The sequence below is a fragment of the Saccharothrix violaceirubra genome, assembly GCF_014203755.1.
Taxonomy (GTDB): domain Bacteria; phylum Actinomycetota; class Actinomycetes; order Mycobacteriales; family Pseudonocardiaceae; genus Actinosynnema; species Actinosynnema violaceirubrum.
Window position 1 is genome coordinate 3,477,083 of the sequence record NZ_JACHJS010000001.1, and the last position, 25,128, is coordinate 3,502,210.

At 70.7% G+C, this 25,128-nt stretch carries 17 protein-coding genes, 1 pseudogene and 1 riboswitch; of the genes and pseudogenes, 11 read left to right on the forward strand and 7 right to left on the reverse strand.

The window, feature by feature from the left end; all coding sequences use genetic code 11:
* Positions 1–54 precede the first annotated feature (54 nt).
* Both F4559_RS16575 and F4559_RS16580 read right to left on the reverse strand, forming a co-directional pair.
* Entirely contained in the window at positions 55–1,431 is a 1,377-nt protein-coding gene (locus tag F4559_RS16575) for an acyl-CoA reductase (protein ID WP_184669750.1), read from the reverse strand.
* Positions 1,428–2,501, reverse strand: coding sequence for a long-chain-fatty-acid--protein ligase (locus F4559_RS16580; RefSeq protein ID WP_184669751.1), 1,074 nt, complete (start codon positions 2,499–2,501; stop codon positions 1,428–1,430). The genes F4559_RS16575 and F4559_RS16580 overlap by 4 nt, the downstream gene beginning before the upstream one ends.
* A gap of 362 nt (positions 2,502–2,863) precedes the next feature.
* On the opposite strand from F4559_RS16580, the pseudogene F4559_RS36750 reads away from it, so the two are divergent.
* Positions 2,864–3,103, forward strand: a pseudogene (locus F4559_RS36750) (TIR domain-containing protein); the annotation flags it as partial.
* 218 nt (positions 3,104–3,321) lie between these two features.
* Positions 3,322–4,770 (forward strand): P-loop NTPase family protein, encoded by a 1,449-nt coding sequence (locus tag F4559_RS16590; RefSeq protein WP_184669753.1) that lies wholly within the window; start codon positions 3,322–3,324, stop codon positions 4,768–4,770.
* On the opposite strand, the gene F4559_RS16595 is transcribed toward F4559_RS16590, so the two are convergent.
* Positions 4,714–5,472 (reverse strand): tetratricopeptide repeat protein, encoded by a 759-nt coding sequence (locus F4559_RS16595; protein ID WP_184669754.1) that lies wholly within the window; start codon positions 5,470–5,472, stop codon positions 4,714–4,716. The genes F4559_RS16590 and F4559_RS16595 overlap by 57 nt on opposite strands.
* 348 nt (positions 5,473–5,820) lie before the next feature.
* Here F4559_RS16595 and F4559_RS16600 point away from each other — a divergent pair, with 348 nt between their 5' ends.
* Both F4559_RS16600 and F4559_RS16605 read left to right on the forward strand, forming a co-directional pair.
* Complete coding sequence (locus F4559_RS16600; protein WP_312865682.1) at positions 5,821–8,157, forward strand: M4 family metallopeptidase; 2,337 nt, start codon at positions 5,821–5,823, stop codon at positions 8,155–8,157.
* Between the two features lie 150 nt (positions 8,158–8,307).
* Positions 8,308–9,645, forward strand: coding sequence for a serine hydrolase (locus F4559_RS16605; protein ID WP_184669756.1), 1,338 nt, complete (start codon positions 8,308–8,310; stop codon positions 9,643–9,645).
* Position 9,646: 1 nt separating this feature from the next.
* Here the strand turns inward: F4559_RS16605 and F4559_RS34435 are convergent, their stop codons facing one another.
* Positions 9,647–10,549, reverse strand: coding sequence for a hypothetical protein (locus F4559_RS34435; protein WP_221447257.1), 903 nt, complete (start codon positions 10,547–10,549; stop codon positions 9,647–9,649).
* Between the two features lie 394 nt (positions 10,550–10,943).
* On the opposite strand from F4559_RS34435, the gene F4559_RS16615 reads away from it, so the two are divergent.
* Together F4559_RS16615 and F4559_RS16620 are read left to right on the forward strand one after the other, a co-directional pair.
* Positions 10,944–14,231 (forward strand): DUF4082 domain-containing protein, encoded by a 3,288-nt coding sequence (locus F4559_RS16615; RefSeq protein ID WP_312865683.1) that lies wholly within the window; start codon positions 10,944–10,946, stop codon positions 14,229–14,231.
* A gap of 56 nt (positions 14,232–14,287) precedes the next feature.
* Positions 14,288–17,149: an NACHT domain-containing protein gene (locus F4559_RS16620; protein ID WP_184669760.1), complete on the forward strand. Its 2,862-nt coding sequence runs from the start codon at positions 14,288–14,290 to the stop codon at positions 17,147–17,149.
* A gap of 46 nt (positions 17,150–17,195) precedes the next feature.
* Here F4559_RS16620 and metE read toward each other — a convergent pair whose 3' ends face one another.
* Positions 17,196–19,385 carry a 5-methyltetrahydropteroyltriglutamate--homocysteine S-methyltransferase gene (gene metE, locus F4559_RS16625; protein WP_184669761.1) on the reverse strand — a complete coding sequence of 730 codons (2,190 nt, stop codon included), beginning with the start codon at positions 19,383–19,385 and terminating at the stop codon, positions 17,196–17,198.
* A 120-nt stretch (positions 19,386–19,505) separates the two neighbouring features.
* Positions 19,506–19,706, reverse strand: a riboswitch (cobalamin riboswitch).
* Between the two features lie 22 nt (positions 19,707–19,728).
* Here metE and F4559_RS16630 point away from each other — a divergent pair.
* The 4 genes from F4559_RS16630 (at position 19,729) to F4559_RS16645 (ending at position 21,914) form a co-directional block, all read left to right on the forward strand.
* Positions 19,729–20,331, forward strand: coding sequence for an AAA family ATPase (locus tag F4559_RS16630; protein ID WP_184669762.1), 603 nt, complete (start codon positions 19,729–19,731; stop codon positions 20,329–20,331).
* Positions 20,332–20,384: 53 nt separating this feature from the next.
* Entirely contained in the window at positions 20,385–20,837 is a 453-nt protein-coding gene (locus tag F4559_RS16635; RefSeq protein WP_184669763.1) for a MarR family winged helix-turn-helix transcriptional regulator, read from the forward strand.
* Positions 20,834–21,235: a DUF5313 family protein gene (locus F4559_RS16640; protein ID WP_184669764.1), complete on the forward strand. Its 402-nt coding sequence runs from the start codon at positions 20,834–20,836 to the stop codon at positions 21,233–21,235. The genes F4559_RS16635 and F4559_RS16640 overlap by 4 nt, the downstream gene beginning before the upstream one ends.
* 100 nt (positions 21,236–21,335) lie before the next feature.
* A complete protein-coding gene (locus tag F4559_RS16645) occupies positions 21,336–21,914 on the forward strand; it encodes a GNAT family N-acetyltransferase (protein WP_184669765.1) in 579 nt (192 codons plus the stop codon).
* Between the two features lie 77 nt (positions 21,915–21,991).
* Here F4559_RS16645 and F4559_RS16650 read toward each other — a convergent pair whose 3' ends face one another.
* The gene (locus tag F4559_RS16650) at positions 21,992–22,270 is read right to left on the reverse strand and encodes a YkvA family protein (protein ID WP_312865998.1); all 279 of its coding nucleotides are present in this window, start codon (positions 22,268–22,270) and stop codon (positions 21,992–21,994) included.
* An 85-nt stretch (positions 22,271–22,355) separates the two neighbouring features.
* Between F4559_RS16650 and F4559_RS16655 the strand changes: the two genes are divergently transcribed.
* On the forward strand, positions 22,356–23,156 hold the full coding sequence (locus F4559_RS16655; protein ID WP_184669768.1) for a hypothetical protein: 801 nt from the start codon (positions 22,356–22,358) through the stop codon (positions 23,154–23,156).
* 510 nt (positions 23,157–23,666) lie between these two features.
* Here the strand turns inward: F4559_RS16655 and F4559_RS16660 are convergent.
* The gene (locus tag F4559_RS16660; protein ID WP_184669769.1) at positions 23,667–24,869 is read right to left on the reverse strand and encodes a cyclase family protein; all 1,203 of its coding nucleotides are present in this window, start codon (positions 24,867–24,869) and stop codon (positions 23,667–23,669) included.
* Positions 24,870–25,128: the final 259 nt, after the last annotated feature.

A 25,128-nucleotide genomic window follows, 5' to 3' on the forward strand; every position in this document is an offset into this window, starting at 1 on the left:
CGATCCTCGGCGCCGCCCCGACCCCGCGGGAACCGGTTTTCCACCCTGCGGGAGTCAGCCCACGAAGCCCGCGTGCCGCTCCACGTCGCACCAGCGGACCAGCCCGGCGATCCGGGGCTGACCGTCATGCCGCCAGGTCATACCCGGCCGGGTCATCGCGCCCGGTTCGGTCACCCGGCAGACACCGAGCCTCGCCAGGTCGAACGCCACGCGGTGCAGCTCGTCGCCGACCGCGCCCAGGCCCACGTTCTGGAAGTGCCGCGCGTACGGGCGCATCAGCTCGACGCCCGCGTCCAGGTCGGGCACGGCCACGATCCGGGCGACCCGGTTGCCGGCGCCGCTGAGCGGCAGCAGCGCGTCGTCCAGCACGACCGTCCACCGCAGACCGTCGGGCGATGCCCACACCTCGCCGTCCGACGACGCCGCCCGCCACCTGGCCAGCACGCGGCGGTGCGCGAGCACGACGGCGGCGTCCTCGTCGACGCGTCCGGGCGGGCAGTCGTCGGCCTCGCGGCGCATCGCCTCGGCGACCTGGGCGGCGACCGCGCGCGCCTGCCCGGCCGCGACCAGGTACACCTGCGGCGACAGGCACGCGTGCTGGTCGAAGTCGCTGCAGTCCGCCGCGATCCGCCGCGCGACCTCGGGCAGGCCCACGGTCCGCACGTACTCCTCGGACACCAGGCCGAACGAGAGCTTGTGGCCGTGCTCCTCGTAGAGCTGGTGCGGCCGGACGCGGGCCCGGATCGCCGCGCACGCCTCGTCGCCGCCGTACGCCACGACCGCGTCGGCGATGTCGAGCACGGCGTCGAGCGTGGCGTCGTCGTCACGGCCCCAGTAGGTGGCCACGACCGCGTCGGCCAGGACCGGTTCGACCTCGTGCAGCGTGCGCAGGAACGCGGCCGTGAAGCCGGGTTCGCGGGCCGGGATCTTGGCGACCACGGTCGACTTCACCAGCAGCGCGCGCACGAGCGACCGCGCGGGCAGGCCGGGCACGTTGCCGGAGAACACGCCGAGCACGGTGCGCGGGCCGATCGCGGTGGTGCCCGCGCGGAAGCCGTCGAGCACCTCCGGGTCGCCGAGTTCGCGGCGCAGTGCCGCGTACAGGTGCTCGGCGCGCAGGTTGCCCAGCTCCGCGTCCAGTGCCCGGTCCACGGTGGCCTCGGACATGCCGGTCACCTCGACGGCCACGCGCGCGGCCGCGCGCCGGGGCGGGAAGTCGGGTTTGGCCCAGCGTTCGGCGACCGTGTCGATCGCCTCCACGATCCGGGCGACCGGCAACGCGCGCAGCTCGCGGTGGGCGCGGGCCAGGCCGGCGCCGATCGCCGCCCAGTCGGTGGGTCTGCCGCCGGGCCACGCACCGTCGCCGGCGCTGAGCGTGAACCGCTCCTGCGCGATCTCCTCCGCCCAGCGCGGAATCCACGACACGCTCATGCGTTCACCGTCCCGGCGGTCATCTCGTCGAGGGAGAGCGAGCAGCCCCGGCTGGGCGTGCCGGCCACGCGGCCGGCGAGCGCGACGCCGTCCGCCCCGGCGAGCGCGACATCGCCGGTGAGCAGCACGTGCGGGCGGTCGATCAGGCACAGATCGGTGATCTCCAGCAGGCCGCGCCCGGCTGTGACGTGCCCGTGCGTGGCCGGGTCGCGCACGGCCATGCGCGACCACACCGTGCCGATCTTGGGGCGTTCGCCGAGCGGGCCGACCGGGCGGTCGACGGCGTCGTAGAACTGGGTGGCCAGCTCGGTCATGCCGAACATGTTGTCGAACTCGCGGACGCCGAGGACGCGCCCGACGAGGTCGCGCAGTTCGTCGACGCGCATGACCCGCGACCGCCCTTTGAAGCCGCCGCCGTCGTACATGCGCGACCCGGCGGGCAGGTCCCAGCGCAGGCCCCGGGCTTCCAGTTCGTCGCACACGTTGACGTAGCCGAAGCTGGCGCCCAGCAGCACGGCGGGCCGGCCCTCGGCGACGACCAGGTCCAGGTGGGCGGCGAGGCGGTCGTAGTCGACGCCGTCGGGTCCCACGACGGCCAGGCTCAGGTCGGGGTCGCCGACGGTCTCCAGGATGCGGGCCATGTCGAACGCGATGGCCATGTGCGGCGCGTCCCGTTCGGCGGGGCCGAACAGGATCACGGCGGGCCGGGCGCCGGGCCGGCTGATGTGCAGCCGGGCGTTGGCCGCGACCGAGATGCCCTTGAGGGCCAGGCCGGGTCCGGTGTAGCGGACGAGTCCGCGCGAGCTGCCGGTGGTGCCGCTGGTGCGGAACTCGCGCACCACGGGCGCGTCGGGGAACAGGTGCGGTCCGCCGTCCTTGTAGGCCGAGTCCGGCACGCCGGTGCCGAAGCCGACCTCCTTCCAGTACCGCGCGACGTCCGGCGCGTTGGCGAGGGTCAGCTCGACGAGTTCCGCGTGCAGCTGCGCGGGGTCACCCTCCCCGTCCACCACCAGCAGCGCGATCCGGTCGAACAGGCGCCCCACGTACGGGTCGTCGTGGGCGATGGTCATTCGACTGCCTCCGGGCGAATCGTGGGGCATCGACGGGCGGAAATCGGGCCGGACCCGCTATTGCCGGTGCGGCGACCCGGGCACGCTAGCAACGGCACGCGGCGGCCAACAAGGCACGGCGGCGAAACGGATCGGCACGTTCCGAGGGGTGGCACCGCACCGCGCTGCACCGTTCGGAGTCCCGAACCCATTCAAGACGCGGGTCCGCACGCGATTCGGTCCGGTTCCGCTATTCCGGGACCGACAGGCTTTCCGCCGACGAACGAGCGGGGTGCCGGTCGAGCGGATACGAATACGACGTCTTCCTCAGCTACCGACGGGGCGGACACGTGTCGGACCGGGTGCACAACCACTTCCACGGGATGCTCCTCGGGTGCCTGGCCGACGAGCTGGACCGGGACCCGCGGGTCTTCGTCGACACCGGCATCGACGTCGGCGCGCACCGGCCCACCCGCCTGGCGTCCGCGTTGCACCGCAGCCGACTCCTGCTCCCGGTCCTGTCCCCGCCGTACTTCCGATCGCGCCGGCGCCTGGCCGAGTGGAGCACGATGACCGCCCGCGAACGGCACTGCGGCCACGTCCACGACCTGCTCTACCCGGTGGTGTTCCGCGACGGGACGCATTTCCCGGCCGAGGCCAGGCACGCGACCTCAAGGCGCGGGCGATGCCGTACCCGCGGTACAACCGGACCCCGGACTTCCTCGCGTTCCACCTGGAGGTGTGCACGATCGCCGAGGACCTGGGCGAGCGGCTGACGAAGGTGCCGCCGTGAGCCGGTGGAGCCGCCCGAGCACGCGTCGGGCGACCTGCCGAGCGTGTCATGAGCGGGTCGGTGGTGGCGTTCCACTCGTTGGGCGGGTCGGTCCGGGAGCCGGCCCTGTCCTGGACCGCCGGGCTGTTGTGCTCGTGGGGCCACCGGGTGCTGTGCGTGGACTGGAGCATGCAACCGCACGGCCTGAGCCGCTACCTGCGCCCCGTACCGGGCCTGGCCGAACTGCTGCTCGACCAGGCCGGGACGGACGCGGTCACGCCGATCCGCGCGCAGGGCCGCGGCCGGTTGTACCTGATCGCCACCGGTCTGCCCGACGGCCGGGCGACCGCCGTGCTGCGCGGCCTGGACTGGGCGGCGCGCTACCACGACGACGGGTGGGGCGACCTGGTCGAGCGGCACCGGGCGCGCTGGGTGTCCGACTACGACTTCGTGCTCGTGGACACCCCGGCCGGCACGGCCGACCCGGTCGGGGTGTGCCTGGCGCAGCTGCCCGACCGCGTGGTCACGGTCGTCGTGCCGGAGACGACCGGGCCGACGCTGGAGCTGTTGCGGCTCACGGAGGACAGGCGGGACGCGCTGCCCTACGACCGGGCCCGGCTCCAGGTGCTGCCCGTGCCGTACCTCCAAGGGCTCGACGCGCGGGCGTTGCCGCTGTTCGACGCCTGGGCCGACCGGCGTTCGCCGCGGGTGCGCGCCGACCTCGCCCGGTCCGACGGCGGCCTGAGCCTGTCCACGGACGTGCTGACCACGGTGGCCGCGCTCGTCGCGCACGGTTTCGCCGACACCCGGACCCTCGCCCGCGACCGGCGGTCCTACGTGGCCGGTGCCCGGCACCCGCACGAGGCCGGACTGGTGCTGGTGTGCTCGCCGGCCGACGCGCCGTTCGCGGCCCGGCTCGCCCTGCGGCTGGTCGGGGTGGACTGCGTGGTCGCGGTCGTCGGCGGACGGCTGCCGGCGGGCGTCGTGCCGCCGGACCGGCACGTGTGCCTGGTCCTGGGCGCCGACGACATCGGTGCGGTGCGGGCGTTCGGGCGGGCGTTCGACCACCTCGGCGACCTGCGGCTGTTCGCGGTCCTGGTGCCCGGCTCACCGGACCGCCCGGTGCCGGGCGCGACCGTGTTCCGGATCGACGACGGTGCGGCGGTGGACGCGCTCGCCGGCCGGCTGCGGGACGGGATCAGGCCCGTGGTGCGGGCGCGGTCCCTCGTGGACCGGGCGGCCGAGGCGCTCGACGACGTCCTCGCCGAACGACTGTCCGAAACGGACTGGGCCGCCGTGTCGGGACTGGTCGTCCGGCTGCGGAGCGCGGCGGCCCGGCACGACGGACGGGCGGTGGCCCGGGTGCTCGACGAACTCGGGCCGCCGCGTCCCGTCGGCGACCTGCCCGCGCCCGACGACCTGGTCCGGGAGGTGCCGCGGCTGCTGGACCGACTGCGGTCCTCACCCGTCGGGCAGGAAGCGGGCGATCTCCAGGGTGGCCGCGTGGGTCGGGCCTAACCGGCGGGTCCGGATGTCCAGGGCGGCGCGCAGTTCGTGCTCGCCGGGCAGGTCGAGGCCGAGCAGCACCAGACCGAGCAGGAGGCGGCTCTCGGCCACCTCCGGGTGGTCGGGACCGCGCAGGACGACCTGCGCCCGGACGACGGCGGCGAGCTGCCCGTGGTCGTGGGCCGACGCGGCGAGCAGGGCACGGGCGCGCAACGCGTCCGGCGCGTCGTCGGGCAGGGTGTCGATCAGGCGCAGGCACTCGCGTTCGGCCGGCACGCGTCGGCCCAGCTCGTGGAGCAGGCGCGCGTAGCGGAGGCGGACGTCGGCGAGCGAGCCGTCCTCCGCGAGCACCTGCCGCACGGCCTCCCCGTCGCCCATCGCCAGCGAACACACGGCCCGCGCCCGCAACGTCACCGGGTGCCGCCGCCCCAACTCCTCCCCCGCCGCCTCGTACACGCGGCCCAGCGCCCTGGTCGAGCCGGTGCGGTCCAGTTCCAGGAGCGCGACGTCGCACCGCACGGCGAACGCCAGTCCGACGTCGTCCAGCAACTCCGGCAGGTCCGCCAGTTCCGCCGCGGCCTCCGCCGGCCGGCCCCGGTCCAGCAGCAGGTAGCCGAGTTCGAGCCGGGTGGCGACCGTCGCCGGCCGGCCCGGACCGTGCTCGCGCGCCGCGGCCCTGAGTCGGGCCTCCGTCCGGTCGGGCGGTTCCGCCACGCGCACCTCCTGGTCGTCGGCCGGGAATCGGCATCCACTGCCTCGGACGCGCGCGGCGCGCGCGGCGATCCGCCGGAATATCTGGATAATACGATCGGGCGCGCGGCGTTCGGCGGTATCCACCGGGCGTTATGGCCCAAGCGTTATGACCACCGGACCGAACTTGTCCTACAATTGGGTCGAACCGGTCGATCCGATCGGCCGCACGATGTTCTGGCAATTGTTAAAGCACGCTCCGACTCCCGTCGAAGGTCTCTCCGACTCTTTCGTTCGTTGACGGCGTTAATTAAGACTCATATCGTCATCGTCCGAGTTCTCCGGTATTCCCTGCATGCCTTTGGAGTCGGCGTGAAACGCAAAATAGGCATCTACCTGGCCGCCGGCCTGGCCGTGGTGTCGGGCTACGTGGCCACCACCGCGACGGCCGCACCGACGGACAGCACCGCACAGGCCGCCGCGCCGGTCGCGCTCGCGGAGGCCGCGGCCGACAAGGCCACCGCGGCGGGCCTGGACGCCCTGGCCAAGGGTCCCGACGAGCAGTTCACGCGTCGGCAGACCTACCAGGGCGGCATCCCCGGCAAGAAGGACCTCTTCTACGTCTCGTACGACCGCACCTACAAGGGTCTGCCGGTCGTCGGCGGCGACGCGGTCGTGACCACGGACGCGTCGGGCAACGTGCTCAACACCGTCGCGGCCAACCGGGGCGGCTTCTCCGTCGACACCAAGGCCACCCTGTCGGCCAAGCAGGCCGAGGGTGTCGCCAAGGGCCAGCTGGCCAAGGTGGACAAGGTCGTCGACAACAAGCTGTCGGTCCTGGCCGGCGGCCACGGCACGCTGGTCTACGAGACCGTCGTCGCCGGTCGCAAGGCCGACAACACCCCCAGCCGCCTGCACGTCTTCGTGGACGCGCGGACCGGCAAGGTCGTCGAGACCTATGACGACGCGCGCGCGGGCACCGGCCAGAGCGAGTGGAACGGCCCGAACCCGCTGGCGATCGACACCAGCAACAACCAGACGGTCGACTCGACCCGTCCGGGCCTGTCCTGTGTCGACTACTCGGGCAAGCAGCCGTTCACCAAGAGCAACAACTCGTTCGGCAACGGCCAGGCGACCAGCAAGGAAACCGGCTGCGTCGACATCCTGTGGTCCACGCAGCACCAGTGGGACATGCTGAAGAACTGGCTGGGCCGCAACGGTATCGACGGCAACGGCCGCGGTGTCCAGGTCCAGGTCGGCCTGAACCAGGTCAACGCCTACTGGACCGGCGACCACATCGAGATCGGCCACAACAACGCCAACCAGTGGATCGCGTCGATGGACGTGGCCGGGCACGAGCACGGTCACGCGATCGACCAGTACACCCCCGGTGGCGCGGGCCGCGAGGCGGGCCTGGGCGAGGCGACCGGTGACATCTTCGGTGCCCTGACCGAGGCGTACACCAACGAGCCGTCGCCGTACGACACCCCGGACTACACCGTCGGCGAGAAGGTCAACCTCGTCGGCCGCGGCCCGATCCGCAACATGCAGAACCCGTCGCAGGTCAACGGCGACCCGAACTGCTGGTCCAGCTCGATCCCGAACACCGAGGTCCACAAGGCCGCGGGTCCGCTCAACCACTGGTTCTACCTGCTGGCCGAGGGCTCGGCGCAGAGCCCGACGTGCAACAACAGCACGGTGACCGGCATCGGCATCAAGGACGCGGGCCGCGTCTTCTACAACGGCATGTTGCAGAAGACCTCGGGCATGACGCACTTCCGGTACCGCGTCGCGACCCTGACCGCAGCGAAGACCCTGGACCCGACCTGCAAGTTCTTCGAGGCCACCAAGGCCGCGTGGAACGCGATCAGCCTGCCGGCCCAGTCCGGCGAGCCGACCTGCACCTCGCAGGACAACCAGTTCAGCGTCACGATCAACCCGTCCTCGGGCTCGGTCGACGCGGGCGGCAGCGCCACGGCCACGGTCTCCACGGCGACCACCTCCGGTTCCGCGCAGAACGTGACGTTCTCCGCGACCGGCCAGCCGACCGGCTCGACCGTCACGTTCTCCCCGGCGTCGGTCAACTCCGGCGCGTCCTCGACCTTCAAGGTCCAGACGGCGGCGAACACCTCCCCCGGCACGTACCCGATCACCATCAAGGGCACGGGCACGGCGACCAACCACACGGTCGTCTTCAACCTGACGGTCAAGGGCGGCCAGCCGGGCGAGAACGACTTCTCGCTCGCGCTGAGCCCGACCACCGGCAGCACGAAGGCCGGTTCGGCGGTCAGCACCACGGTCGGCACCACCACGACCTCGGGTGACGCGCAGAAGGTCAGCTTCCAGGCCGACGGTCTGCCGACCGGCGTGACCGCGACCTTCACCCCCGCGTCGGTGACCTCGGGCGAGAACTCGACGCTGGCCCTCCAGACGTCGGCGTCCACGCCGAAGGGCACCTACACGATCACCGTGACCGGCAGCGGCGCGAACATCAAGCACGCCGCCACGTTCACCCTGACCGTCGAGGACGGCGGCGGCGGTGAGCCGGGCTGCGGCGGCCTGGAGGCGTGGAGTTCCTCCAAGGCGTACGTGCCGGACGACCTCGTGTCGCACAACGGCCGCAAGTACAAGTCCACCTGGTACTCGGCCGGTGCCGAGCCCGGCGCTCCGGGTTCGTGGGCCGTGTGGCAGGACCAGGGCGCCTGCTGAGGTGAGCACCTGACCGGGTGATCCACCCGGTGCCGAGGGGCGGTCGTCTTCGGACGGCCGCCCCTTCGTCGTGCCGTCACCCGTCCCGGTGGTTCGACCGTCCGGTGTCGACGGTCCTGCCTACGGTCGAGGCGGCGAAGGGAACCGGACATGGCGCTGCGCGACGGGGTCACCGTGCTGGCCGCGGTCGCCGCCCTGGCCGGCGGCGGGGTGGCGGCGAGCGCGCCGGGCGCCGATCGCGTGGTCGCCGTCGACTACCCGGCCTTGTACGCCGACGCCGCCGAGGCCGTCCGCCAGGCCGTGGCCGACACGCGGTTCCGCGACGTGCTCGACCTGACGCCGCCGTCGGGCGCGGGACCCGCCCCGCTGCACCGGACGCCGAACCTGGACGTGGCCGTGATCGCGTTGGACGACGCCGCCCGCCCGGTCGCCGCGCTGGACGTGCTCCTGAGCGGGGACCACCCCGAAGGCGTGGTCGTGCCGGTGGACCCGGCGACGCTGTCCAACGGCCGGGTGCGCTACCGCTGGTGGGACGACGCCGAGTGGGACGCGGACGGGCGGGGCGACCGGGACGTGCTGCCCGGCCGCGAGGGCACGCCGTTCGACTTCACCTCGCCCTACCCGGCGTCGGTGCTCAAGCTCATGGTCGCGTTCGGCGTGCTGCGCCTGGTCGACGCGGGCGTGGTCGCGTTCGACACCCGCTACCGCTACCTGCCGGCCGAGGAGTCGTCGATGTGCGGCGGGGAGCGGACCGCGACCGTGCGGCGCTACCTCGACGAGATGATCACCATGTCCCGCAACCAGTCCACCTGCGCGTTGCTCAAGCTCCTGCACGACCGGGACGCGGTGGACGGGCTCAACCGGACGTTCGCCGGGCTGGGCCTGACCACGTTGATGATCACCGGTACCGATCCGGGCACGGGCGGCCACTGGATGGGCTCGAACATGGGCGCGCTCGACACGGCCAAGTTGCTCGTGCTCGTCGCGGGCGGCCCGGACGTGCTGTGGACGACGGAGGCGGGTGTGCCCGTAACGGCGGACGTGCTGTCGCCCGCGTCGCGCGAGTTCCTCCGCGGCAGACTCGCCGAGCAGGGCCACAACGAGATGCTGTCCACGACCAACTGGTGCGGACTCCTCGCACCCGGCATCCCGCAGCGGACCCCGCCCCGGTGGGTGAATCCGCTGACCGGCCGGGTGACCGTCGGCGACGCGCGGTACGACCGGGACGTGCGGCCGTGCGACGCGGCGGCCGAGGTGACGTTCGCGCACAAGACCGGCTGGACCGACACGACCGGCGCGGACGCGGGCATCGTGCGGTCGCTGCCCGGCAAGCCGCGGCGGCACTACGTGGTCGCGGTGTTCGGCAACCTGGGCACGGACTACGTGGACCCCGACCGCCCGGCCGACCGGCCCGACGTGTTCCCCGTGCTCTACACCCGCAAGTACGCCGAACTGGGTCGCGCCGTCGACACGATCATGACCCGGTAGGTCACTCGCAGGCGATGCCGTCCTTGTCGTCGTCGAGGTCGTAGACGTCCTTGCCGATGACGGTGATCGGCCCTTCGACGTAGGCGGGACCGTTGCCCTTGCCGCCCGCGCAGTCGACGTCCTTGGCAATCGGCACGCATCCGCTGTAGTTGGGGTGGCAATCGGGCTGAGCGGGCTGGGTCGGCGCCGGGGCGACCGGCGGCGGCGCCTGGGTCACCGGCGGCTGGGTCGTCACCGGCGGGGGCACGACGGTCGTGGGTGCCGGGGTCGTCGGCGCCGCGGTGGTCGTCGGCGGTGCGGTCGTGACGTGGGTGGCGGTCACGGTGGGCGTCGGGATGATCGCCACGCTGGTGGTCGTGACGGTCGCGGCGGCCGGTGCCGCGGTCTTCCGGTCGTCCTTCTTGCCGGCGATGGCCGCGATCATGAAGACGGCGACGACGAGGGCCGCCGCGATCGACAACGGCTTGTGCCGGACGAAGAAATTCGGTCGTGGCGGCACCATGACGGGTGTGGCCGGCACCGTCGGGTACCCGGCCACGGGCGTGCCCTCGCGGGGCAGCCGCAGCCGGACCTCCAGGCCGCGCGTGCTCCGGACGACGACGGCCGCGCAGCCGGGCCGGGTACCGGACGCGATGACCTGGTCGACCACGGGTTCGTACCGACGGGACAGCAGCGGGGTCAGTTCGCCGACCCGAAGTCCGTCGATCCGCACCTCGACCGCGCGTTCGCCCCGGTGTTTGCCGGCCGCGACGACGCACCACCCCAGTTCGGCGGCGACGTGCCGCTCCTGCCCCGGCTCGACCGCGTACCGGGACAGGGCGTCCTGGTGGTGGTCCTCGCGGGTCACCGCCACGGTCACCTCGGACGCCAGCCGGTACAGGCCCTCGGCAGAGTTCTCGATCACGGCCGTTGCTCCGTTCGCCGACCAATCGGACACCAGGAGATCGGCGGAACGGCGGCATCGTTACCCGAAGAAACCGTCCGCTCACGATCGTGCAGCCGAAGTCACCTGAACGGCCCAACAGACTCGGGACTCCCGTCCGTGACGGTCGCAGCCGGGCGACGGACTGCTCCACCCGCGCGCGCCCGAACGGCACCACCATCCACCGATCTGGTGAAACCTGTTGCGGCACAACGGTTTTCCGGCGTCCCCCGGACGCGCCCGAGCCGGAAGGCGGCCGTAACAGCGGCGCGCACGCCACCGATCTGAGGCGTGAACCAGGCCCGTCGGGCCGATCGACCAGAGACGAGACCCCATGTCGTTACCCGGTGTTGACCGTCGCAGAGCGAAGAGGACGGTGAGCGGGCCGCTGGCCTTCGCCGTTCTCGCCGCCACCGCGGTCGTGCCTTCGGTGCTCTACAGCCCGGCCGCGATCGCCGCGCCCGAGGCGACCGCGCCGACCGTCCAGATCACCACCGCGCCCACCACCTCGGTGGTCGGCACGCCGTACACGTTCTCCGGCACCGTCGCCGACGACGGCACCGTCACCTCCGTCGAGGTCTCCACCGACGGCGGCGTGCTGTGGCGGCCGGCCACCTACACGCAGACGACGTGGACCCACACGTACACGCCGTCGGCCTCGGGTACGGCGCAGCTTCGCGTGCGCGCCTCCGACAACGAGCAGCTCGTCTCGGCGGAGCAGTCGGCGAGCGCCACGGTCGCGCCGCGGGTCTGCCCCTGCTCGCTGTGGTCCGACGGCGACACCCCGGCCACGCCCGACGCCGCCGACGCGTCCGCGCTCGAACTCGGCCTCAAGTGGCAGGCCAACTCGAACGGCTACGTGCGCGGCGTCAAGTTCTACAAGGGCCCGAACAACTCCGGCACGCACGTCGGTTCGCTGTGGACCACCGGCGGCGTCCGGTTGGCCACGGGCACGTTCGCGAACGAGACCGCCGGGGGCTGGCAGACGCTGCTGTTCTCCGTCCCGGTCGCGGTCCAGTCCGGGCAGACCTACATCGTCTCGTACCTGTCACCGACCGGGCACTTCTCGCTCAGCGGCAACTACTTCGCCACGTCGGGCCGCCACCTGGAGCCGTTGACCGCGCCCCAGGCGCAGCCCAACAACGGCAACGGCGTCTTCCGCGCGGGCGCGGGCTTCCCGGACCTGAACTCGTCGGGCAGCAACTACTGGGTCGACGTCGTGTGGGCACCGGACGCGGGTGCCGACACGCGCGCGCCCGGCCTGGTCACCACGCAGCCGAAGGCGAACGCGGGCACGGTCGGCCTCCAGCCGAGCCTGTCCGCGCAGTTCGACGAGCAGATCGATCCGGCGACGGTCGAGTTCACGCTCACCGGACCCGGCAACGCGACCGTGGCCGGCACCGTGTCGGCGACCGGCCCGACCACGAACTTCACGCTGGGCACGCCGCTGGCCACCGGCACCACCTACACGGCCACCGTGCGGGCGCGTGACGCGGCGGGCAACCAGGCCGACGCGTACAACTGGACGTTCACCACGGGCTCGCCGCGTCCGGCGAACTGCCCGTGCACGCTGTGGGACGACTTCTCCGCGCCGCTGGAGTTCGCGGCCGACGACGGCCAGTCCGTCGAGGTCGGCACGAAGGTCCGGTTCGACGGCCGCGGCGAGGTGCTCGGCGTCCGGTTCTACAAGGGCGCCGCCAACACCGGCACGCACACCGGTTCGCTGTGGAGCGCCGCGGGCGTGCAGTTGGCCACCGGCACGTTCGTCAACGAGACGTCCACCGGCTGGCAGACGCTGCTGTTCTCCAGCCCGGTCGCGGTGCAGGCGAACACGACCTACGTCGTGTCGTACCTGGCGCCGCACAGCGGTTACGGCTTCACCTCGGCCAAGTTCGCGAACGAGGAGTCCTCCTACGGCGCGATCCACGCGTTGAAGGACGGCGTCGACGGCGGCAACGGCGTGTTCAAGTACGGCAGCGGTTTCCCGAACAGCAGCCACAACGCCACGAACTACTGGGTCGACGTGGTCTACCGCAACGGCCTCAACGGCGACACGACCGCGCCGACCCTGGTGACCAGGACGCCCGCCGCCGACGCCACCGGCGCCGCGCTGTCGGGTGCCCTGACGCTGGAGTTCGACGAGCCGGTCGACCCGGCGTCCACGCAGATCAGCCTGACCGACCCGGCTGGCGCCACGCTCAACGGCGCGGTGACCGCGTTCTCGCCGGACGGCAAGACCATCACGTGGACCCCGACCGCGGCACTGGTCGGCCAGACGAAGTACGAGGCCAAGGCCCTGGTCGCGGACGCCAACGGCAACCCGATGAGTGCGGTGGCCAAGTGGTCGTTCACCGCGGGCGCGGGCACCGGACCGGTGTCGCTGTTCAGCCGGGCCACCGTGCCGGACGTGCAGTACGTCGCCGACGGTGGCCTGATCGAGCTGGGCGTCCGGTTCGGCACGTCGCACCACGGCCGGATCACCGCCGTGCGGTTCTACAAGGGCGTCGGCAACACTGGCACGCACACCGGTTCGCTGTGGTCGCCGGAAGGCGCCCTGCTGGCGACCGGCACGTTCTCCGGTGAGACCGCGACGGGCTGGCAGACGTTGACGTTCGCCCAGCCGGTGACCGTGCTGCCGGGTCGGATCTACACGGCCTCGTACACCACGACGACCGGCCACGCGGTGAACTACAGCTACTTCCAGAACCGCGCCGTGGAGGCGCCGCCGCTGACCGCGCCGGGCAACACGTGGAACAGCGCCAACGGCGTCTTCAAGCCGGGCGGCGGCTTCCCGACCACGAGCCACCAGGGCAACAACTACTGGGTGGACGTGGAGTACGTCGCGACGGACGACTACGTGGCGCCCACGGGCACCGGCCACACTCCGCTCACCGACGCCACCGCCGTGGACGTGACGAGCACGGTGACCGCCTCGTACAACGAGAAGATCGACCTGGCCAACACCACGTTCACGGTGACCGACGGTGCGGGCGGCAAGATCACCGGAACGGTCGCCCGGTCGGCCGACGAGCAGACCGCGATCTGGACCGCGGCGTCCCCCTTGGCGCCCGGCACGGTGTACAAGGTCTCGGTCAAGGCGTCCGACCTGGCGTGGAACACCCCGGCCGAGCCGATCACGTGGCAGTTCACCACGACGGGTACCACCGCGGGCCCGTGGTCGCTGTTCAGCGCCGCGAGCACCCCGAAGATCACGGTCAACCCGAACGCCACGTTCGCCACGGTGGGCGTCCGCTTCACCCCGACGGTGAACGGCAAGATCACCGCGATCAAGTTCTACAAGGGCGAGGAGAACACCGGCACCCACACCGGACGTCTGTGGGCCGTCGACGGCAAGACCCTGCTGAAGACGGGCACGTTCACCAACGAGAGCACGTCGGGCTGGCAGACGCTGACCCTCGACCAACCGGTCGACGTCACCGCCGGGACGCAGTACATCGCGAGCTACTACGCCCCGACCGGCAAGGCCAGCTACGACGCCGGGTACTTCATCGGCTACTCGGTCACCGCGGGCAACCTGACCGCACCGCAGTGGTCGTCCACCGCACCGAACGGCGTGGTGGGCACCGACGAGACGTCGTTCCCGGAGTCGTACGCGACGGGCGGCAACAACTACTGGGTCGACGTCGTCTTCACGACGCCGTGACCCGATCCTTGGGGTCGCCGTCTCCCCGGCGACCCCAAGGGTCCACCATGTAGGACATGGCACGGGTGTACGTCTCCTCCACCTACTCGGACTTACAGGAGCACCGCGAGGCGGTCCGCACAGCGATCCGGCGAATGGGCCACGAGGACGTGGCGATGGAGTACTACGTCGCCGAGGACACCCGACCGCTGAACCGGTGCCTGGAGGACGTGCGCGCGTCGGACGTCTACGTCGTGATCATGGCTTGGCGCTACGGTTTCATCCCCGAGGGGCACTCGGAGTCGATCACCGAACTGGAGTACCGCGCGGCGATCGACGCCAAGATCCCGGTGCTGGCGTTCGTGCTGTCCGAGGACCAGCCGTGGCTGCCCAAGCTGGTGGAGCACTCGAAGCAGGTCGACCGCTTCCGCACGGAACTGATGAACAGTCACCTGGTCGGCCTGTTCACCACGACGGACGACCTTGCCCGGCGGGTAGCCGAGTCGCTGCATGTCCGACCGGCGGACGCGACGGTCGACTGGGACGTGTACCGCCAGGCCGTCGTCGACCGGTACGAGTTCGTACGCCTGTCGGTGATCGCGGGAACACGTGACCGCAAACCGGCGCGTATCCCGCTCACCGAAGTTTTCGTACCTCAGCAACTCCTCCCCGGCCGCCCCGAATACGACGTGCCCGAGGACGAAGAGGTCGAAGCCGTTCCCGCCGACGCCGTGCGCGTCGTCGGTGCCACGCCGCGCCAAGTCCTGCTGGGCGGGCCGGGCAGCGGCAAGAGCACTCTCCTCCACGCCACGATGCTGACGTTGTGCCACCCGTCCGCCCCGCCACCCGGGCAGGGACTGGCGGACCTGCCCGTCCCGTTCCTGGTGGAGTTGCGCCGGTATGCGCTGTCCGGAGCCGACGACTTCGTGGCCTACCTGGAGAACACCGTCCAGGACGAACTGGGCGTGCGGCTGGGGTCGGAAGCCATCGTCGACCTGCTCTCGTCCGGTGGCGCCGTGGTGCTGTTCGACGGGCTGGACGAGATCGTCGAACCTACGGCCAGAGCCCGGGCCGTCGACCGCTTCCGCACCTTCACGACCCGGTTCCCCGACGCTCGGGTGATCGTGTCGTCCAGGATCGTCGGCTACGACGACACCGAACTCGGCCTCGCCGGGTTCGACCACCACACGCTGCTCGACTTCGGCCTGCGGGAGATCACCGAGTTCGTACCGAGGTGGTACCGGCACTACACCGTCGAGAACGACGATCGCGACGCCGCCGGACTGATCCGTCGGATCACCGAAAACCCCAGGCTGCGTGAACTCGCGGGCAACCCCCTGCTGTTGACGATGATGGCGATCATCTACAAGCACCAGGACCTGCCGGAGAAGCGCTGGCAACTCTATGCCCGCTGCACGGCGGTGTTGCTGGAGGACTGGGACGTCAAGCGCAAGAAGATCGACACCCGCGAGACCCTGCGCCTCGATTTCCCCATCGGTGCGGACCAGAAGGCCGAGATGCTGCAACGGGTTGCCGTACGCATGCTTGCCGACGCACACAGCGGCGAGGTCAACGCGATCCCGTACGGCCCGCTGCGCGCCACGATCGCCGACTACCTCACGTCGCAGTACGCCAAGGCCCCGGCAGAAGCCCGAGCCCTCTCCACGGAGATCATCAACCACCTGCGAGAGCGTACCCACATCCTGGCCGAAACCGGTGACGGCGTCTTCGGCTTCGTCCATCGCACGTTCATGGAGTACTTCGCCGCGGGCCACGTACTCGGCGAGTTCAACCACCGTAAAGCGGACTACGACTGGCTCAAGGTCGACGTTTTCGGCGCTCGCCGCAACGACGACGGCTGGCGTGAACCACTGCTGCTCTTGATCGGCATGCTCTCCGGTCAGGGTTCCCCCGTGCGGGAGATAGTCGAATCACTGCTACGTCACAACGACGCCCTCCTGTTCGCTGCGGACTGCCTCGCCGAGACCGGGCAGGTTGCAGCAGCAGACCAACGATGGGCTTCAGGCTTGCTCGACAAACTTGTCGAGACGGTACGCGACCGCCCGAAACGCATGCCCGCATCATTCATCAAAGACATCGTCGCATCTTTCTGCCGACTGGCCACATTTGTCCCGATGAGCCACCGGACGCCCTTCCTGACCGAAGAGTTGTCCCAGTCCAGGTCAACGAATAGCCAAGCAGCCGGATGGGAAATGAGCCTGGCGTTCAGTACGAACGACGAGCGACGACACGAGGCAATCGAGTCCCTTCACTCCGGATCGAGCGCTGTGCGACGCAGTGCGGTCGCCATGCTGGCCAGAGACTGGCCCGGCGACGAGGAGGTCTACGACCATCTCATAGGAACACTGGAAACAGATGGATCTGCGACCGTATGCGAAAACGTGCTGAATGTCGTGGCCAAAAATTGGCCTATGCGCCGAGAGAGCCTGTTGCCCATCCATTTGGCAGTCAGCATTCTTGGCATATACCGAATTGCCGAGCACCTCTCGGTCGAATGGAAGGGGAACATCGAGGCACTGATGGTGCTCGTTTACACAACAGAGCACGGGATTCACCTCGGCGACTTCGACTTCTACCTCACCATCGCACGTCGACTACGAAGCGGATGGGGCCATCTCGATGACGCGAATTCATTCCTCAATGACATCGCGAAAAATTCGAAGAACATCAACAGCGCCCTCGCGTCAGCAATCGCACTATACCTGGCAGACCACCAGCTTCATGACACCTCGGAGCAGCTTCACAAACTGTCCGAAGACGCCCTCGAGATCGAACTTTCCCGCAGGTCGGAACTAATTTCCGCCTTCATTGCCTGGATAGAAGATTTCCCTTTTTCAAACCGCTCGATTCGTACGCAAATCAAATTGGTCGCCAGTCACGATATCCAAACTGCCAGGCTTCGACTATCGACCGAGTGAGCCGTGTGGCGCACGCTCACCCGAGCGCACGCCACATGACCCACGATCAGCCCAACCGCACCTCACGGGCAGCCGCGACCATCGCCCGCAAAGCGGGCTCGACCTCGGCATAGGCCCGGGTCTTCAGGCCGCAGTCCGGGTTCACCCACAACCGGTCTCCGGGGACGACGGCCAAAGCCGCCTTGATCAGCTCGGTCAGCTCACCCACGGCCGGCACCCGAGGCGAGTGAATGTCGTACACCCCGGGCCCGACACCACGGCTGAAGCCCGAAGCACGAAGATCGTCCAGGATCTCCATCTTCGACCGCGCCGCCTCGATCGTGGTCACGTCCGCGCCCAGCCCGTCGATCGCGGAGATCACCTCGCCGAACTCCGAGTAGCACAGGTGCGTGTGCACCTGCGTCCGAGCCGACGCACCGGACGTGGCCAGCCGGAACGCGTCCACCGACCACTCCAGGTAAGCCGGGTGGTCGACGGCCCGCAACGGCAGCAGCTCGCGCAACGCGGGCTCGTCCACCTGCACGATCCGCGTCCCGGCGGCCTCCAGGTCGGCGATCTCGTCGCGCAACGCCAAGGCGACCTGGTCGGCGGTCTCCCCCAACGGCTGGTCGTCGCGCACGAACGACCACGCCAGGATGGTCACCGGCCCGGTCAGCATGCCCTTGACCGGCCGTGAGGTCAGCGACTGCGCATAGGCCGTCCACGGCACGGTGATCGGCGCCGGCCGGCTCACGTCGCCGTGCAGGATCGGCGGCCGGACGCACCGCGAACCGTAGGACTGCACCCACCCCAGCCGGGTGGTCGCGAAGCCTTCCAGGTGCTCGGCGAAGTACTGGACCATGTCGTTGCGTTCAGGCTCGCCGTGGACGAGCACGTCCAAGCCGATGTCCTCCTGCAACGCGATCACCCGGGCGATCTCCGCACGCATCCGCGCGGTGTACTCGTCGGACGGCAACGACCGCGCGGCCCGGATCTCGGCGGTCTGCGGGAACGAGCCGATGGTCGTCGTGGCCAACGGAGGCAGGTTCAAAGCCTTCTGCGCGACGACCCGTGCGGCGTAAGGCGCGCGGGAACGGTCCTTCACGCCCGCCAACCGGAAGCGGACTTCCTCGTCCCGCCGGGGTTCCACGACGGGCAGTTCGGGCAGGGGCACGCCCGAGCGCAACGCCCGGTCCAGGGTCACGACCTCGGCGACCTTCTGCCGGGCGAACGCCAGCCGCGCCGACACCTCGGGCGCCAACGACGTCTCCACGTCCAGGTCGTAGGGCACGTGCAGCAGGGTCGACGACGTCGACACCACGACCTCGGCGGCCGACCCCAGCAGCGACGCCGCGGTGGCCACCGCCTTACGCAGATCAGTGCGCCACACGTTGCGCCCGTCCACGACACCGGCCACCAACGTCTTGTCCCGCAACGCCGGAACGCTCGCGATCCCCTCGATGGTCCCCGCGACCAGGTCCACCCCGATCGCCTCGACCGCCGTGGCGGCCAGCACCGGCAATGCCGCCCCGAGCGACCCGTAGTACCCGGTGACCAGCAGCTTCGGCCGGGCCGCCACGGCACCGAGCCGCGTGTAGGCACGCCCGAGCGCGGCGAGTTCGGCGACATCGCGGTCCATGGCGAACGCGGGCTCGTCGAACTGCACCCACTCCACGCCCTCGGCGGCCAACGCCCCGAGCAGCTCCACGTACACGTCGAGCAACGCGTCCAACCGCGACAGCGGGTCCGCGGACCCCTTGGCCAGCAGGAGGAACGTCACCGGCCCGAGCAGGACCGGACGGGTCGGCACCCCCGCCGCGCGGGCCTCCCGGTACTCGGCCAACGGCTTGTCGTCGGCCAACCGGAACTCCGTCGACGAGTCGATCTCGGGCACCAGGTAGTGGTAGTTGGTGTCGAACCACTTGGTCAGTTCGAGCGGCGGCGCGTCGGCGTCGCCGCGGGCCGCCGCGAAGTAGGTGTCCAACGCGGAGGACCGCCGGTACCGGTCGGGTACCGCGCCGACCAGGAACGCGGTGTCGAGCACCTGGTCGTAGAACGAGAACGTGTTGGACGGCACCGAGTCCAGCCCTGCGTCGCGCAGCTCCAGCCAGGTGGCGACGCGCAGGTCCCGGGCCGCGGCGTGCAGGGTGTCGGCGTCGCTGCGCCCGGCCCAGTACGACTCGACGGCGCGCTTGAGTTCACGACGCGGTCCGATCCTCGGGTAGCCGAGTACGGTCGCGCCGATACCGCTGGTCACAGGCTCTCTCCTCGCGAGCGTGCGGGAAGTCCGACGACTCGCGGGCAGGCTCGCGCGAACCCCTGTGACGGGGTGCGCCCGTGCCCTTCCCGCGAGGCGACCGGACACCGTGCGCCCGGATGGGCACACGGACCGGTGGCAGGTCTTCGGACTCACGGGCGTCGAGCGCGTTCCTACCGGCCGTCGCTTCCCACGCGTGGACGCGCAGTGCTCATGACGGCTTTCGTTCCCGTTCACCGCTGCGGGGCAGTCCCGGATTCGCACCGGATTCCCTCTTGCCTCGCCCCGGTCGGGGGGCGAACCACCAGCCCGCGCAGCGTAGCCGATATGTAGGGTCGCGAACGTGCTCATCTGGATCAACGGCCCGTTCGGCGGCGGCAAGACCGCCACCGCCCACGAACTGCACCGTCGGGTCGAGGGCAGCGTCCTCGCCGACCCCGAGTACTTCGGTTTCGCCCTGCACCGCCTGCTGCCGCCGGCCCTGCGCGGTGACTTCCAGGACCTCCCGACGTGGCGCACCGGCGTGTACGACATGCTCGACCTGGCCCTGACACAGCATGAGGGGCCGATCATCGTTCCCATGACGGTGGTCAACGCCGACTACTTCGCGGAGATCGTCGGCCGGCTGCGCGAGCAGGGCCACCGGGTCGAGCACTTCGCGCTGCTGGCCGAGCCCGCGACCGTGCTCGCCCGGTTGAGCGGGCGTGGTCTGTGGCCGGGCCTGAAGCGCGAGGGCTGGGCCGTGTCCAAGCTGGACCACTGCCTCAAGCGCCTGCACGAGCCCGAGTTCGCCGAGCACGTCGACACCGACGACCGGACCGTGGCCCAGGTCGCCGACGCCATCGCCCGGTCGGCGGGTTTGCCGATCGTGCCCGACAACGACAGTCCGCTGCGCGCACGGCTGCGCCGCTACGCCACGTCCGTGCGGCACCTCCGGTTCGACTGACGCGACCCAGGCCACAGCCCGTCCGGCGCCGACGACACGTACTATGGGCACAAATGATTAGTGCACGAAGTGACGATGCGTTGGCGCTGGAGCGGCAGGTCTGCTTCGCGCTCGCGGTCGCGTCCCGGGCGGTGATCGGCATCTACCGGCCGATCCTGGAACCGCTGGGCCTGACGCACCCGCAGTACCTGGTGATGCTCGCGCTCTGGCAGCACGCGCCGCTGTCGGTCAAGGAGCTGGGCCGGCTGCTCGCCCTCGAACCGGCCACGCTGTCGCCGCTGCTCAAGCGCCTGGAGGCGATCGGCTACCTGGAGCGCGGCCGGGACAGCGCCGACGAGCGCCAGCTCGCCGTCACGCTGACCGACACCGGCCGCGCACTGCGGGAGCGGGCGTTGGACGTGCCGCCGGCCGTGATCGAACAACTCGGCTTGCCCGTCGAGGACCTCGAAGCACTGCACGCCCACCTGACGAAGGTGATCACGGCCGCCCGGAAGGACCCGGCATGAGCACACCCGCGTTCCCCCTGCGCCTGTGGTACCTCGTGGGCGGGCGGCTGTCGGCACGCCACCGCGAGTGGGTCTTCCACGAGGCCACGAAGCCGTCGTGGCTGGTGTGGTTCACCGTGCGGTCGTTCCTCCAGGTCCTGCCGCTGACGATCGTCATCGCGCTGGTGCTCGTCCTGGCCGTGGGCGCACCGCTGCCGCTCGCGCTGGCGTGCGGGTCGCTCGGCCTGATCGTGGGCGTCTACTTCTCCCTGTCGTACGCGGCGGAGAGCACCGACCACCGGCTGACCAAGTACGGCTTCCCGGCGGGCGCCGGCACCGAGGCCCGCCGACGTCGCACGCTCGACCAGGAGAAGGACCGCCGCGCCGCGTACGAACGCGCGTGGCGGGAACCGTCCTAGCGTCCAGTGACGTCGGCGATGCGATCGCGTCGAGTCCCCCGCTACTTCCGGTGTCCTGAACTGCTGATACCGCCTGACCTGACGGTGGAGAATCCTGGCCATGACGGTCGTCCTGTCCGTGCCGGCCACCGGGCCGGCACCCGCGCTGAGACTGCGGCCGTGGCGGCCGGCCGATCTTCCGGCGCTGGTCGCGGCGCACCGCGATCCGCTGCTGCGTCGTCGGCTTGCCACTTCCCTGACCGGCGAAGCCGAGGCCGGGCAGTGGCTGGACGCGCAAACCGCCGGCTGGGTGACCGCGACCCGGTTCAGCTTCGCCGTGACCGCCGATGCCGACGACCGCACCCCGCTGGGGCACGTGGTGGTGAAGGTGGGATCCGCCGAGATGGCCGAGGTGGGTTACTGGACCGCCGCCCATGCCCGGGGCCAGGGCGTCGCCACTCGCGTAACGGACACCGTGTCGCAGTGGGCATTGGACACCCAGGACATGGTCGTGCTCACCCGACTGGACCTTGTGCACGCCGTCGACAACCAGTGGTCCTGCCGGGTGGCGGTCAAGTGCGGTTACGTCCTGCGCGACCTGCTGCCCGCCGCGCCGCCGGCATTCCCGGCCGACGGCCACCGGCACGTGCGCACCGCCGCCGGTCACGTACTCGCATCCGCATCGGGCGACGTCGGGTAGGCGGTCCGGGCGGCCTCGCGGTCACCAGCCGCGGATGTCCACGCGACACAGTCACGTCACCCTTCCTCGATGAGGCATCAGTCCTCGACCTCGCGCCGCTTGCGCAGCGACGACCCCACGTACATCAGCCCGCCGACGAGCACCACGATGTCGTCGAGGTAGATCGGGTCGGGCAGCAGGTCGATCGGGAAGACCGTGTACGCCAGCGACACCCAGTAGGCGGCCTTGGTCGGCACGGGCGTACCGGGCTGGTGCACCTGCTTGTGCTTGCGCACGAGCTTGAACAGCAGGAACAACGCGACCGCGACCAACAGCACCACGACCACGATCGCGAAGACGCCCAGCGTGGCCAACACGTCGCTCAAGTCGTTCCCCTTCCGCGGAAATCCGCCGGCCACTCCCGACCGGCACACCTACAGTGTCGCCGAACGAGGAGACGACGTGAGACTTGACGGACGATCGTGGCGCGTCCGGATCGACAAGGTCCGGCTCGGCGCCGACGAGTACCGCGTCGTGCGCCCGGCCGCCGTGATCAAGCACGCGGCACTCCACGAGAGCCGCTTCGGCGCGAACCTGTCGGTGGACAAGGACGCGGCCGTGGAGATCGCGGCGGCGTGGTGGTTGGCCGCGAGGTCGCCGCGAACGCTGATCCACCTGCCGCTCAAGGCGAGTCCGGCGACGTGCGGCGGCTGGACGGGCGAGCGGCGGCTCGACCTCGTGCTGCTGCACCACAGCCTCGGTTTCCGGCCCGCACACTGGAAGCAGGTTCGCGCCCGCCTGTCGGCGGGCAGGCCGCACAAGATCACGCTCCCGGCGGACGCGCTGCCCGTCTTCGACGACGAGCACCACGTCCGCGCCTCCCACAAGGACAACCTCGACCGGCTGCACTGGGACATCGCCGCCGACACCATGTTCGTCGTCGGCAGCCGCGCGGCGTACGAGAACGAAGCCGGGAAGATCCGCGGCCTGGTCGAGGACTGCCCGTCCCACCTCGCCCACGACCCCACCACGCACTGCTGCGCGGAGATCGACCTCGACCCGTGCCGCCCGCACCACTACGCCGGGCTGCACGTCGAGTGCTGCGACGACCACTACCTCAGGACGGGTTCACCCGCGACCAGGCGGTCCAGCAGCGCCTCGCCGTCGACGCCGTCCTCGCCCAGCACCTCGGCCACCAGCAGGTCGGTGCCGGAGCCCGCGTTCTCCACGATGGCCGCGCCCAGGTCGTCGTCACTCGCATAGGACGGCAGCACCAGACTGCCTGCCAGCGTGCCGTCGACCTGGTCGGGCGCGCACTCGTCCCACCACACCTGCACGGTCGCGCGCAGGTCGCCGCCGAACACCAGGTACTTGTCCGTGTACCGGCCGTACACGACGTCGGCGCTCGTGTTCCCGGTGACGACGAGCTTGGTGTCGCACGTGGTGTGGAAGCCGGTCGCCCGCAGGTCGCCGAGCACGACCAACGCCGCCGCGCCGTCGTCGAAGTCGTAGAGCGCACCGGACACCGTGAGCGAGCCGTCGACGATGTAGCCGATGTCGTAGTCGAGGTCCCACGGCTGCGGCTCGCCGGAGTTGAGCGGGAAGTCGCCGGTCACGACGGCGTCGCCGGAGTATAGGACGTACTCGCCCTCGTACAGGTTCTCCCAGGTCGACTTGGGCAGGCCGCGCCGTTCGAACAGCTCGACGGCCTCGCTCCACGTGATGGTCTTCGGGTTCACGGCCGAACCGTATACCGGCCCGCAGGGAATACCGTCAGCGCCGCCGGGGTTGGCCCAGCGCCGCCGCGGGAGTGTTACCGGCCGTGGCGCCCTCCGCGTACTGCGGCGTCACGATGAAGACGAACCGGTACACGCGGTCGGCCGCGAGTCCGTCCAGGACGTAGGACTCGGCGATGCGGATGCCGTGACGCATGATCAGTTCCTGGTGGACGGGGAACGCGGTGCCATCCTCGTTGACCTTGTTGCCCAACACCTCCAACGCCCACGTATCGCCGCCGACGATCGCCGGGCGGAACTTCGCCAGCCAGCGGGCCTCGCGCAGGTAGATGCCGGGCATGCCGCGCGACGCCTCCCAACGGGCGATGTCCGCCGGGTCGCGGCGGGCGAGCAGGCGGTTCCAGCCGGTGCGCAGCAGCACGACGTCGCCGGGTTCGATGCGGTCGATGTCGCCGAAGTCGAGCGCGTCCTCGATGTCCGCGACCGTGATGCGGTAGTCGTCGCGCAGCACCGGGCTGCCGTCGCCCGCCGGTTCGCCCAGGTCGCGGCCGTGGGCGAGTTTGACGCCGAGGACGTCGAGCAGCAGGCCGCGCGTGACCACCGGTCCCATGTGCTCGGCGCCGAGGCGGATCGTGCCGTGGCCGCGGGCGATGTCGGTGCCGCGCCGGCCGTTGTAGAACAGCTCCCCCGCGCCCACGTGGTTGAGGTTGTCGAGCTGGCTGCCGATCTGGTGGGTGAGCGCGAGCGGCTTCGGGTGCTTCGCCGAGAGTTCGGCTTCGAAGCGTTCCTCGTGGACGCTGATCCGGTTGGCGCCCAAGGGTTCCGGGGAGATCAGCACGCCGCCCTGCTCGCGGAAACCGGGCGGCGGCTGGTAGCCGTGGATCGTGAGGCGCTGTTCCCACGTGCGGCGCGGGTCGGTCTTGTACGCGGGGAAGCCGTTCCACATCAGCTCGCCCAGGTTGTAGGTGACGACGTCGCGGTGCGGCTTGAGCAGCGCCAGGGCGGCGGCGGTCTTGGCCGGGGTGACCTCGTTGAGCGTGCCGCGCTGGTCGGCCGGTCCGTAGCGGCTCGGCGCCCAGTCGGACAGGTTGGCCGGGTCGGCGTAGTCGAACGGCTTGTCGTCCGGGTGGGCGGCGGCGGACGCCGGTGCCGCACCCACGAGTCCGGCGATGCCCGCGACACCGGCCGCGCGCAGCACGTCCCGTCGGGCGAGGTGGTTGCGCAGCAGGTCCGGTTTCACGGGCGGCCTCCGTTCGACGACCACAGACCAATACCGGGCACCGCGCGGTCGGCACAACGGAAGTCACCTCATCGCGGCAACGGCCCGGCGTGGTCAACCCTGCAGCTTGGCCCGTGCGCGCCCGCACCGGTACCTACCGCCAGCCCTATTCCCCTCGACACCGGTGGTGCGACCCTTCGCTGGTTCGGCCGCGTCCCGTCCGGGGCCGCCAAATCCTGCGAGGGGCGAGTGCGCGGTCGGCTTTACCCTGCCTTACAAG